Origin of the sequence: Achromobacter pestifer, assembly GCF_902859625.1 — a bacterium.
In the GTDB taxonomy this organism is placed as follows: Bacteria; Pseudomonadota; Gammaproteobacteria; order Burkholderiales; family Burkholderiaceae_B; genus Achromobacter; species Achromobacter pestifer.
Map to the genome: position 1 here is coordinate 569,888 of NZ_CADIJX010000005.1, position 10,938 is coordinate 580,825.

General features: G+C 62.5%; 12 protein-coding genes. 4 read left to right on the top strand and 8 right to left on the bottom strand.

Going from position 1 to position 10,938, the window contains the following annotated elements:
- Positions 1 to 2: 2 nt before the first annotated feature.
- Positions 3 to 902: a 4-hydroxy-tetrahydrodipicolinate synthase family protein gene (locus HV753_RS21740; protein WP_175176647.1), complete on the top strand. Its 900-nt coding sequence runs from the start codon at positions 3 to 5 to the stop codon at positions 900 to 902.
- Here the strand turns inward: HV753_RS21740 and HV753_RS21745 are convergent.
- From HV753_RS21745 to icd, 3 genes are all read right to left on the bottom strand, one after another.
- Positions 880 to 2,421: a methyl-accepting chemotaxis protein gene (locus HV753_RS21745; protein ID WP_175176648.1), complete on the bottom strand. Its 1,542-nt coding sequence runs from the start codon at positions 2,419 to 2,421 to the stop codon at positions 880 to 882. The genes HV753_RS21740 and HV753_RS21745 overlap by 23 nt on opposite strands.
- A gap of 217 nt (positions 2,422 to 2,638) precedes the next feature.
- On the bottom strand, positions 2,639 to 3,913 hold the full coding sequence (locus HV753_RS21750) for an O-antigen ligase family protein (protein ID WP_425485912.1): 1,275 nt from the start codon (positions 3,911 to 3,913) through the stop codon (positions 2,639 to 2,641).
- A 119-nt stretch (positions 3,914 to 4,032) separates the two neighbouring features.
- On the bottom strand, positions 4,033 to 5,289 hold the full coding sequence (gene icd, locus HV753_RS21755) for an NADP-dependent isocitrate dehydrogenase (RefSeq protein WP_050447222.1): 1,257 nt from the start codon (positions 5,287 to 5,289) through the stop codon (positions 4,033 to 4,035).
- A gap of 286 nt (positions 5,290 to 5,575) precedes the next feature.
- Here icd and HV753_RS21760 point away from each other — a divergent pair, with 286 nt between their 5' ends.
- On the top strand, positions 5,576 to 6,001 hold the full coding sequence (locus HV753_RS21760) for a DUF1841 family protein (protein WP_175176650.1): 426 nt from the start codon (positions 5,576 to 5,578) through the stop codon (positions 5,999 to 6,001).
- Positions 6,002 to 6,066: 65 nt separating this feature from the next.
- On the opposite strand, the gene HV753_RS21765 is transcribed toward HV753_RS21760, so the two are convergent.
- Positions 6,067 to 6,429: a c-type cytochrome gene (locus HV753_RS21765; protein ID WP_175176651.1), complete on the bottom strand. Its 363-nt coding sequence runs from the start codon at positions 6,427 to 6,429 to the stop codon at positions 6,067 to 6,069.
- A 12-nt stretch (positions 6,430 to 6,441) separates the two neighbouring features.
- Positions 6,442 to 6,795 carry a c-type cytochrome gene (locus HV753_RS21770; protein WP_006217806.1) on the bottom strand — a complete coding sequence of 118 codons (354 nt, stop codon included), beginning with the start codon at positions 6,793 to 6,795 and terminating at the stop codon, positions 6,442 to 6,444.
- A gap of 177 nt (positions 6,796 to 6,972) precedes the next feature.
- On the opposite strand from HV753_RS21770, the gene HV753_RS21775 reads away from it, so the two are divergent.
- Both HV753_RS21775 and HV753_RS21780 read left to right on the top strand, forming a co-directional pair.
- A complete protein-coding gene (locus HV753_RS21775; protein WP_175176652.1) occupies positions 6,973 to 7,854 on the top strand; it encodes an AAA family ATPase in 882 nt (293 codons plus the stop codon).
- A gap of 25 nt (positions 7,855 to 7,879) precedes the next feature.
- Positions 7,880 to 9,052: a vWA domain-containing protein gene (locus HV753_RS21780; RefSeq protein WP_175176653.1), complete on the top strand. Its 1,173-nt coding sequence runs from the start codon at positions 7,880 to 7,882 to the stop codon at positions 9,050 to 9,052.
- A 1-nt stretch (position 9,053) separates the two neighbouring features.
- On the opposite strand, the gene HV753_RS21785 is transcribed toward HV753_RS21780, so the two are convergent.
- The 3 genes from HV753_RS21785 to HV753_RS21795 all read right to left on the bottom strand — a co-directional run bounded on the left by HV753_RS21785 (position 9,054) and on the right by HV753_RS21795 (position 10,920).
- A complete protein-coding gene (locus HV753_RS21785) occupies positions 9,054 to 9,611 on the bottom strand; it encodes a GNAT family N-acetyltransferase (protein ID WP_175176654.1) in 558 nt (185 codons plus the stop codon).
- A gap of 82 nt (positions 9,612 to 9,693) precedes the next feature.
- Entirely contained in the window at positions 9,694 to 10,071 is a 378-nt protein-coding gene (locus HV753_RS21790) for a hypothetical protein (protein ID WP_175176655.1), read from the bottom strand.
- Positions 10,072 to 10,320: 249 nt separating this feature from the next.
- Positions 10,321 to 10,920, bottom strand: a complete 600-nt coding sequence (locus HV753_RS21795) for a GNAT family N-acetyltransferase (RefSeq protein ID WP_175176656.1) — start codon at positions 10,918 to 10,920, stop codon at positions 10,321 to 10,323.
- Positions 10,921 to 10,938 lie beyond the last annotated feature (18 nt).

A 10,938-nucleotide genomic window follows, 5' to 3' on the forward strand; every position in this document is an offset into this window, starting at 1 on the left:
CCATGGATATGCCAGCCAAGACCGATTTCGAGGGCATCTGGTTGCCCATGGTCACGCCGATGCGTGGGGGCTACGTGGACCTGGACGCCGCCCGCGCGCTAGCCCGCTACTACCGCAACGCCGGTATCTCGGGTCTGGTGCTGTTCGGCTCCACCGGCGAAGGCAATTTACTGAGCCTGCCAGAGAAGATCAGCATGATCGAGGCCATCGCCAGCGATCCCCATGCACTGCCGCTGGTGTTCGGCGCCGGCGGTGTCGATACGCGCGGCGTGGCCACCGCCATCCGCCGGCTGGACAAGTACGCGCCTGCCGGCTACCTGGTGCCGCCCCCTTATTACCTGGGCCCATCGCAAACGGGCATTCTGTGGCATTACCGGCAGATTGCCTGGGCCACCGAACGCCCCATCATCCTGTACAACATTCCCAAGCGTACCGGCGTCACCATGACCGTCGAAACGATGGAAACCCTAGCCCTCTTGCCCAACTTCACGGCCGTCAAGGAATGCAACCCGTCGGTGCTGGCTGCCTTGAACACGCGCGGCAAGCTGGACGCGCTGTGCGGCGAAGACCTGGCGCTGCTGGACCACTGGCTGGCCGGCGGCCGTGGCGCCATTCCCGCCGCCGCGCATCTGTATCCCGAACGCTATGTTGAAGTCATGCAACTGGCGCGCGAAGGGCACGTCGACGCCGCGCGTGAACTGTTCGAGCCCTTGCGCGGCCTGATCCGCTTGCTGTTCTCTGAACCCAACCCCGCGCCGCTCAAGCGCGCCTTGTCCATGCAAGGCTTGATCGCCGACGAACTGCGCATGCCCATGACGCCAGCCAGCCGGGAACTAAGCTCACGCCTGCAACGCGCCATGAGCGCCGTTCAGGGGTCGCCTAACCGGCTACAGACAGCTTGAAGACGGACACGGCGTGCGCCAGATCATCGGCCTGCTCGTGCAGGCTGGCGGCCGATGCGGCGAATTCCTCGACCAGCGCCGCGTTTTGCTGCGTCACGCTGTCCAGATGCGTCACGGCCTGATTGATCTGTTCGATGCCCACGCTCTGTTCAGCGGATGCCGTGGCAATCTCGCCCATCAGCGGCGCGCTGGTGGTGGCCGATTCCAACACGCTTCCCATCGTGGCGCTGGCCTGCTCCACGCGCTGGCTGCCACGTGCGACCGATTCGGACGAGGACTCGATCAAGCCCTTGATCTCCTTGGCCGCGGTCGCTGACCGCTGTGCCAATGCTCGCACTTCACCCGCCACGACCGCAAAGCCGCGCCCTTGTTCGCCTGCCCGCGCCGCCTCGACGGCCGCGTTCAACGCCAGGATATTGGTCTGGAACGCAATGCCGTCAATCACACTGATGATCTCGTCGATGCGCTGTGAACTATGCGAGATCTCACGCATGGCGTCGATGGCATGCTGCGTTTCCTCGCTACCCTGCCGCGCCAATTGCGCCGCCTGCCCGGCCAGCGAACTGACCTCACGCACATGGTCCGCGCTTTGCTTGGCCGTGGCGGTGATTTCTTCCACACTGGCCGCCGTCTGCTCCAATGCTGCGGCCTGCTTTTCAGTGCGATCCGACAGATCCATGCTGCCTGCGGCGATCTGCCGCGACGCGGCCGCGATGGACCCCGTGGACTGCACGATGGTGCGCACGGCGGCATCCAGGCGTTCCTGCATCCGCGCCATGGCGTCGAACAAGCGACCGATCTCGCCACGATGATGGCGCGACACGATGCTGGACAAGTCGCCGTTGGCGACCCGCTCGCACAATGCCACGGCCTCGTCCAGCGGACCGATCACATGCGTCCGGAAAAATCGCAGCGCCGCGATCGACACCAACGCCAATAAGCCCAGCGTCACCGCGCCCTGACGCCACAACGTGCCATGGAACGCCGCGTCCACATCGTCCACATACAGGCCGGTGAAGATCAACCATCCCCATTCCGCGTCGTAAGCCGCGTAGCTGATCTTCGGCAAGGCCTCATCCGCGCCCGGCCGTGGAAACCGGTACTGCACATAGCCGCCGCCCGCCTTGCCTTCGGCATACAGGTCCTCAAAGATCGGCAGGCCGTCGACGTCCTTGATGGCGCGCACATTCGTACCCACGAGTTTTGCGTCGGGATGGACCAGCAAGGCGAAGTCATCGCCGAACACGCCAACGTAGCCGTCAGCGCCATAGCGCAGCTGCGCCAGCCGGCGTGCCACGTTGCGCTTGGCATCAGCCAGGGGCATGCCTTCGCTGACGCTCTGCTTGCCGTTGCGCAGAATGCCCGCGGCCAGATCCAGAACGTGACGCAGTTCAGTCTTGCGCTCGGCCACCATTTCCGTACGGCGCTGCCAGGCATCCCAGGCGCCCAGGACCAGGACAGCGGCGCCGATGGCGAACACGAACCACAACAGCTCCCTGCGCAGGCTGGAATTTTTCACAGGCTCTCCTCGATGTGCTCATCCGCGCGCCTGAAACCATTGGCGGCAGAATGTGACGGTTTATGTATTGCTTTCCGTCAGGATACGGGGCCCCAGCAGGGTTTTCACCAAGTCGACGCGGCAAGCTTGATCTAGCGCAACGCCCATAAAAAAAACGCAAGGCAGGTATGCCTTGCGTTCAGGAATGCGAGCAGCGCGGGGCGGCCCCCGCCGATGTTCAGCGCGGCGGAATGGCCGCCGTTGCCGGCACGGCGCGGGTGATACGCGGCGTCGTCAACGCAATCAGCGTCACGACGATGAGCGAATAGTTGGGCACGCTGCGCATGTTGCGGAACATCATCTCGGTCAGGCTGAATGCGCAATAGCCCAGGCAGAACAGCAGCCCCAGTTGCGCGCCGACGCGGATCACCCGGTCATCACTGGCCAGGCGCCGGAAGAAGATGGCCGCCGGCAGCAGATACAGCGTCAGAATGCTCAACAAGCCCAGCAAGCCATACCCGGACAAGGCCGCCAGCATATCGTTGTGAGGCTCGCCAAAGCCTTCGACCACCTCTTTGGTCACGATGTCCTTCTTCTGCAATTCCAGGAGTTCTTCGCGGAACTTGCTGGGGCCGACACCCACGATCGGACTTTCCTGGAACATCAGGATCGCCGCATGCCACAGTTGCAGCCGGATGCCGAACGACGTATCGCGATTGGCCGACGTTGTGTATCCCTGAACATCCCGCGAGATCTCGTGCATGCGGCTGCTGAACGTCCAGATGGCGGCGGCGCTGACAACCAGCGCCACGCACACCGCCAACGCGCAATACACCTTGTGGCGCCGCTTCCAACTGCGCAGTCCCAACAGGAAGACCACGCCCAGAATGGGCAACAGCATCCAGCTGCTGCGCGTCTCGGACACCCACGTGGCCACAAAGCTCAGCACGACGGCCAGCAGCTTCACGGCCGTCTCGGTGCGCGGCCAGCGCGTGCTGGCGCCAAAGCCCAGGGACAACAGCGTCATGCATCCGAACAGCAAGGTCATGTTCGCGAATGCCACGGCGTTGTAGCGTCCGCCGACATCGACCATCGCGCCACGTCCCTGCGTTTCCAGCGTGACGATCAGCAACGCGGAACCAGCGAACGCCCCCGCCAGAATGCTCCATTGCACCAGCTTGAGCCACCGCTGCGGCGCGCGCAGCAACAGCCAAAGTATCGGTATCGCCAGCGCAAATCGCAGCAGCTTCTCCAGTTCTGAATTGCTCCACACGCCACGCACCGCGGACGTGATGAACATACAGGCCAGCGGCAGCAGGAATGCCAGCGCAACGGGCCATAACGCCTTGAAATCCATCGGTTCGTAGCGTTTGATGGCATTTGCCGCCAAAGCCACCAGGGCGATCAGCCCGGCCAAATAAACAACGGCAGGCCCACCCACCGGACTGGTCAGTGCCAGAGCAGGAACCAGCAATACTAGCCAGGTGGCCAGAGAAACATACAGTCGGGGCACAGCGATCAGCCTGGAGAGAACAACGCAAGCGCAGCGCGCTTTATGCGGATTAGTTAGACAAAACCCGCCCGCCATGACGGCGGGCGGGTTCTACCGAGCGAAGCGGGACGACCCGCGAATTACATGTTTTCGATCATGACCTGGCCAAAGCCCGAGCACGACACCTGGGTCGCGCCTTCCAGCAGGCGCGCGAAGTCGTAGGTGACCTTCTTGGACAGGATGGATTTCTCCATGCTGGAGATGATCAGGTCGGCGGCTTCGGTCCATCCCATGTGGCGCAGCATCATTTCAGCCGACAGGATTTCGGAACCCGGGTTCACGTAGTCCTTGCCCGCGTACTTGGGCGCCGTGCCGTGGGTGGCTTCAAACATGGCAACCGAATCCGACAGGTTGGCGCCCGGGGCGATGCCGATGCCGCCCACTTGCGCGGCCAGCGCGTCGGAAATGTAGTCGCCGTTCAGGTTCAGAGTGGCGATCACGTCGTATTCGGCCGGGCGCAGCAAGATCTGTTGCAGGAAGGCGTCGGCGATCACGTCCTTGACGATGATCTCGCGGCCCGTCCTCGGGTTCTTGAACTTGCACCACGGGCCGCCATCGATCAGCTGAGCGCCAAATTCCTTTTGCAGCAGCTCATAGCCCCAATCACGGAAGCCGCCTTCCGTGAACTTCATGATGTTGCCCTTGTGCACCAGCGTCAGCGACGTGCGGTCGTTGTCGATGACATACTGCGCGGCCTTGCGCACCAGGCGCTCGGTGCCTTCACGCGACACCGGCTTGATGCCGATGGAGGACGTGTTCGGGAAACGGATCTTCTTCACGCCGAGCTTGGTTTGCAGGAACTGGATCAGCTCCTTGGCCTGCTCGCTTTCGGCCATGTATTCGATACCCGCGTAGATGTCTTCCGAGTTTTCGCGGAAGATCACCATATTGGTCTTCTCGGGTTCACGCACCGGCGACGGCACGCCCTTGAAGTACGCCACGGGGCGCAGGCAGACGTACAGGTCCAGCTGCTGGCGCAGCGCCACGTTCAGCGAGCGGATGCCGCCACCGACCGGGGTGGTCAGCGGGCCCTTGATGGACACCACGTAGTCTTTGACGACTTCCAGGGTTTCATCGGGAAGCCACACGTCCGGGCCATAGACCTTGGTGGCCTTCTCGCCGGCATAGACTTCCATCCAGTGAATCTTGCGCTTGCCGCCATAGGCTTTCTGCACCGCAGCGTCAACGACCTTGATCATCACCGGAGTGATGTCAGCGCCCGTGCCGTCGCCTTCGATGAAGGGAACGATGGGCTGTTCAGGTACATTCAGCGAGAAATCAGCGTTGACCGTGATCTTCTGGCCGCCAGCGGGAACCTTGATATGTTGGTAGGACATGAATGCTCCATTTGCTCCGGGTGATTTTTCTGCACGCGCCGCATCGGAAAGCGTTCGATTCCGCGGGGAGACCGCCCTCGCGAACCGCACACAGGATGGCGGATAGCAACCAATTCTATATCGCAAAGGGGCCGCCCGGCCTGACGGCCCCTGCCGGGCAAGAAAAAAAGCCCCCAACGCGGCGCACGCCTCACACGCTTGCTGCCCCCACAAAGGGGCATTTTTTGCCGCCGGGCGGCCCGGCGGTAAAATAGTGCATTCATAGCCTATATGCCGTCCCCCGCAGATGTTCAATCCCTCCCGCGACCAAGTCCGCGAATTTTTCATCGACACCTGGCGCAAACACCGCGCCAACGAGGTGCTGACCCCGCTTGAAGCCATCGCGCTGGACTGGATCATCGAGCATCCCGAATACCACGGCGATCTTGAAAGCCCCGAAGCCATGACCGCGGAATACGCGGTGGAGAAAGGGCGCACCAACCCCTTCCTGCACCTGTCCATGCACCTGGCCATCGCGGAACAGTTGTCCATCGACCACCCGCCAGGCATCCGCCGCGCTTACCAGCAACTGACGGCGCGCTCCGACGCCCACCAGGCGGCGCACGAGATCATGGAATGCCTGGGCCAAGTGGTCTGGGAAGCGCAGCGCCTGGGCACGCCCATGGACAGCGATACCTACATCGACCTGATCCGCCGCCGCGCCAGCCTCTGATCCGGCAGGCCAGGCCATGAAAAATGCCCCCACGGGGGCATTTTTCATGGTTTGTCCGGCAAGGATTACTTGCGCACGCCCAGGTCGCTGGGCAACGATGCCAGCCAGCTCGACACGTTGGAAATGTCCTGGTCGGACAACTGCGTGGCGAAGGCGCCCATGATGGGATTCTTGCGCACGTTGGCCGTGGCCGCACTGCCGGAGGCGCCGCGCTTATAGGCCTTCAGCGCATGGGTCAGATAGTCGGCGTGCTGGCCCGCCAGCGTCGGGTACGCCGGGTCCACCGCCGTCTTGGCGTCGGCGCCATGGCAGGACGCGCAATTGAATTTGTCGAAGACGGCCTTGCCGGCCGCCAGATCCTGCGCCTGGGCGGCAGTACCCGCGATGGCCAGGGTCGCGCCCGCAAGGGCAAGCATCGTGCGATTCATGTGTTTGCCCCTTTATTTGAGATTCGAGTAGTACGCGGCCAGATCGGCGATGTCCTGGTCGGACAAGCTGCCGGCAATGGCGTCCATCGTGGGATGGCTGCGCGCGCCTTTCTTGTACTCGTTAAGGGCGGTTTCGATGTATTTGGCGTTCTGGCCAGCAATCATCGGCACGTGATAAAGCTCGGGAAATGTTGCCTTGTAGCCTTCGATGCCGTGGCAACCGATGCACATGGAAACCTTGTCGCGGGCGTTCTGGATATTACCGACAGGCGCTGCGTCAGCGGCAACAGCCTGGCCGGCGATCGCACAGGATGCCATCGCGGCCAACACGGAAACCGTGCACTTCAGAGAGGTTCGCAACTTCATTGGAATGGCTCTTCTTGGTATGGCTTAAGGACTAGGGCCTGCTCACACGAAAAGGCCCCCTGCAAACACGTTGCGGGTCGAACCCAACTGCAAAACCGCCTGATTGTACGATAATTGCTCAGGATTAATACCTTACGATGGTATTGATGACCGTCAATTCTCGGAAGCCATTAGACAATGTCCGCAGCCCAGTCCGCCCCCTCAGCCTCGCCTGCCCGCTTCAACGGAACCGACAGTTATGTCGCCACCGACGACCTGAAACTGGCCGTCAACGCCGCCCTGACGTTGCAGCGGCCGCTGCTGATCAAGGGAGAGCCCGGCACGGGCAAGACCATGTTGGCGGAGGAAGTGGCGCGCGCGCTGGGACGTCCGCTGATGCAATGGCACATCAAGTCCACCACCAAGGCGCATCAGGGCTTGTACGAATACGACGCCGTGTCGCGGCTGCGCGACTCGCAACTGGGCGACGAAAAAGTCCGCGACATCCGCAACTACATCGTGCAGGGCACCCTGTGGCAGGCCTTCCAGGCGCCCGAACCCGTGGTGCTGCTGATCGACGAGATCGACAAGGCCGACATCGAATTCCCCAACGACCTGCTGCGCGAACTGGACCGCATGGAATTCCATGTGTACGAAACGCGCGAGACCATCTCCGCCGTGCATCGTCCGCTGGTCATCATTACGTCCAATAACGAAAAGGACCTGCCCGACGCATTCCTGCGCCGCTGCTTCTTCCACTACATCCGCTTCCCCGACCGCGACACCATGCGCGAGATCGTGGCCGTGCACTATCCGCACCTCAAGCAAGACGTGCTGCGCGCGGCGCTGGACACGTTCTTTGCGCTGCGCGACGCGCCCGGACTGAAGAAAAAGCCGTCCACGTCCGAGCTGCTGGACTGGTTGCGCCTGCTGCTGGCTGAAAACGCCACCGCCGCCGAGATCGATGCGCACACCGCCACCGCCGTGCCGCTGATGGCAGGCGCGCTGCTGAAGAACGAGCAGGACGTGCACCTGCTGGAACGCCTGGCGGCCATGACGCGCGGCGGCCAGCGCCGCTGATCCCGCAGCTACCGGCGGCCTGACCATGCTGATCGACTTCTTCTACCATCTCCGGGCGCACAAGCTGCCCGTCTCGGTCAAGGAATACCTGACCCTCGTCGATGCGTTGCGCCAAGACCTGATGGCGCCCACGCTGGACGAGTTCTACTTCCTGGCGCGCGCCACGCTGGTCAAGGACGAATCGCTCTACGACCGCTACGACAAGGCCTTCGGCGCTTATTACAAGGGCATCGAAGCCGCCCTGCCCGCCGGCAAGGAAATCCCGCTGGACTGGTTGATCAAGCAGTTCGAGAAAAACCTGTCGCCCGAAGACAAGGCTGCCATCGAAAAACACGGCTGGGACAAGCTGATGGAGCTCTTCAAAGAACGCATGGAAGAGCAAAAAGAGCGCCACGCGGGTGGCAGCAAGTGGATCGGCACGGGCGGCACATCGCCGTTCGGCAATGGCGGCTATCACCCCGAAGGCATCCGGGTGGGCGGCGCATCGGCCGGCAACCGCACGGCGGTCAAAGTCTGGGACATGCGCCAGTTCAAGGATTACGACGACCAGGTGGAACTGGGCACGCGCAACTTCAAGGTGGCGCTGCGCCGCTTGCGCCGGTTCGCCCGCCAAGGCGCCGAATTGGAACTGGACCTGGACGACACCATCGCCAGCACCGCCCGCAACGCCGGCCACCTGGACCTGCGCATGGTCCCCGAACGCCACAACACCGTGAAGGTGTTGATGCTGCTGGACGTGGGCGGCAGCATGGACGACCACATCGGCCGTGTTGAAGAATTGTTTTCAGCGGCACGCAGTGAATTCCGCAACCTGGAAGTCTATTACTTCCACAATTGCCCCTACGAAAGCCTGTGGCAAAGCAACCGCCGGCGCCAAAATGAACGCTTCGACACCTGGGACGTGCTGCGCAAGTACAACCCGGATTGGCGGCTGATCATCGTGGGCGACGCCACCATGAGCCCCTACGAAATCCTGCAACCGGGCGGGTCCGTCGAACACTACAACAAAGAACCTGGCGCCCAATGGATGCGGCGGCTGCTGGACGCCTGGCCTAAATCGGTCTGGCTGAATCCCGAATCCACCGCATCGTGGCAATACCGGCAATCCATCGGGTTGATGCGCGACATCATGCAAGACCGCATGTACCCGGTTACCGTCGCCGGCCTGGAACAGGCCATGCGGGTGCTATCGAAATAACTCAACCATCCACCGGCCGCTCAGGCGTATCCAGCGTCAGCTGATAGAACGCAAGATCCAGCCAGCGGCCGAATTTGAAGCCGGCTTCCTTGATGGTGCCGGCATGATTGAAGCCCAGCTTCTCGTGCAGGCGGATGCTGCCCTGATTGGCCGCGTCGATGCCGCCGATCAGCACATGCACTTGCCGGGCGCGGGCGCGCTCGATCAGAACCCGCATCAGCGCCTCGCCCAACCCCATTCCCCGGAACCGCCCGTCTACGTAGACGGAATGTTCCACCGAATATTTGTAGGCAGGCCACGCGCGAAACGTGCCGTAGCTGGCAAAGGCCATCAGCTCGCCTGCTTCGTTCTCAAATCCCACCACCGGAAAACCGCCCTGCTGCTTGGCCTGAAACCATCCCAGCATCGCCTCGCGCGGCCGCGGCTTGTAGTCGTACAACGCAGTGGACGTCGCAATGGCGTCGTTGAAAATGGCCAGGATCTGATCCGCATGGCGTTCATGCGAACAATCGACAAGGATGGCGCCATCCGGCGCGCGGCTTTCAGCGGGCGAGTTCATGGGCGGAAATTGTACTGTCCCGGAAACAAAAAAAACCGGCGAATTCGCCGGTTCAGTGCGTTGCTGCCGCTTCTGGCCACTCTTAGGCGGCGCGGCTCTCCACAGATCGGTTGGCGGTGGCCGCCTTGCGCAAACCGGGGCACTGACGCCAGGACAGCTCGTCCGCGTCCATGTCCAGGTCGAACAGATCATTGGCGGCCGGCCAGGGATGGCTGCGTGCCGCAGCGCCTTCCATTTCCAGCACATGTCCTGCGAACCCGCATGGAGACCCGCCGCACTCAGCAAAATACCGTTGAGTACTCAAGTCCACCACATAGGTGGTCATGTCGTTGGTCAATATGGCCACGAATTGGCCGTCATCACTGGCATAGGCGTACTGAAACTGTCCTTTGATCCCTTCGCCGTTCAGGGCGTTGCCGGTCAATTGGGACAGCGCGCGCGTGACGATCTCGGTCAGCATGGGTCGTTCCTCCGAAAAATGCGCCGGCAGGATGCCGGCAGCGAAGGCGCGAACAACAAGCACCGGCGCCGCGCTTGCGGCGGCGTCTGGCGTTGGACGGGAAGCCGGTAGACGGCTGTCGCGCATCCCGTCGGCAACAGCTACTACGTTCCCAAAAGCTTACACCCGCAAGCGCGGCGGCCTCAAATTTGCCTTGCGCACTAACGATGTTGCATCGCAGCACCCTATATCGATGCGGGTTTCCGGCGCTTATGCCGCTGCAATCGGCATGCCGCCTGTCTCTGCGTCACCATTTTTTTGGCTGCGCCATTGCGCCTGCCCCAGTCTATACAGCACATGCCGACGCAGCGGATGCCCCACGGGGACCGACGGATGATCGAACAACTCGGCATCCTCCATCATGCCCAGGCGGGCCATCACCGCCCGCGATCGCTGGTTGCCCACGGCGGTGAACGCCACGATCTCGTCCAGGTTCAGCTGCTCGAAACCCACGCGCAGCGCGGCTTGCGCCGCCTCGCTGGCATAACCGCGCCCCCAGAAGGGCTGCGCCAGGCGCCAACCGATCTCGACCCCGGGCGCGAACGGCAAGACGGGCGGCATGGGCTTGATGCCCACGAAGCCGATGAATGGCGCCACGCCGGGCGCTTCAACCGCCCAGAAACCCCAACCATGCTCATCGATGCTGGCCGCCAGCCGGTCAGCCAGCGCATCGCTTTCGGGCCCGTTCAGTGGCAGCAGATGCTCCGTGACGCGCGGATCCGCGTTCATCACGGCAAACGGCTTGCGATCCTCTGCGCGCCATTGGCGCAGAACCAGACGCGGCGTCTCAACTTCCAGCGATAAAGACATATTGGATTTCCTTGCCGC

Bases quoted from the DNA above. Each gene is read 5' to 3' on its own strand.
- HV753_RS21770 (WP_006217806.1), bottom strand. From the start codon at position 6,795: ATGAAGTTGCGAACCTCTCTGAAGTGCACGGTTTCCGTGTTGGCCGCG.
- HV753_RS21795 (WP_175176656.1), bottom strand. From the start codon at position 10,920: ATGTCTTTATCGCTGGAAGTTGAGACGCCGCGTCTGGTTCTGCGCCAA.
- HV753_RS21740 (WP_175176647.1), top strand. From the start codon at position 3: ATGGATATGCCAGCCAAGACCGATTTCGAGGGCATCTGGTTGCCCATG.
- HV753_RS21780 (WP_175176653.1), top strand. From the start codon at position 7,880: ATGCTGATCGACTTCTTCTACCATCTCCGGGCGCACAAGCTGCCCGTC.
- HV753_RS21760 (WP_175176650.1), top strand. From the start codon at position 5,576: ATGTTCAATCCCTCCCGCGACCAAGTCCGCGAATTTTTCATCGACACC.
- HV753_RS21790 (WP_175176655.1), bottom strand. From the start codon at position 10,071: ATGCTGACCGAGATCGTCACGCGCGCGCTGTCCCAATTGACCGGCAAC.
- HV753_RS21785 (WP_175176654.1), bottom strand. From the start codon at position 9,611: ATGAACTCGCCCGCTGAAAGCCGCGCGCCGGATGGCGCCATCCTTGTC.
- HV753_RS21765 (WP_175176651.1), bottom strand. From the start codon at position 6,429: ATGAATCGCACGATGCTTGCCCTTGCGGGCGCGACCCTGGCCATCGCG.
- icd (WP_050447222.1), bottom strand. From the start codon at position 5,289: ATGTCCTACCAACATATCAAGGTTCCCGCTGGCGGCCAGAAGATCACG.
- HV753_RS21775 (WP_175176652.1), top strand. From the start codon at position 6,973: ATGTCCGCAGCCCAGTCCGCCCCCTCAGCCTCGCCTGCCCGCTTCAAC.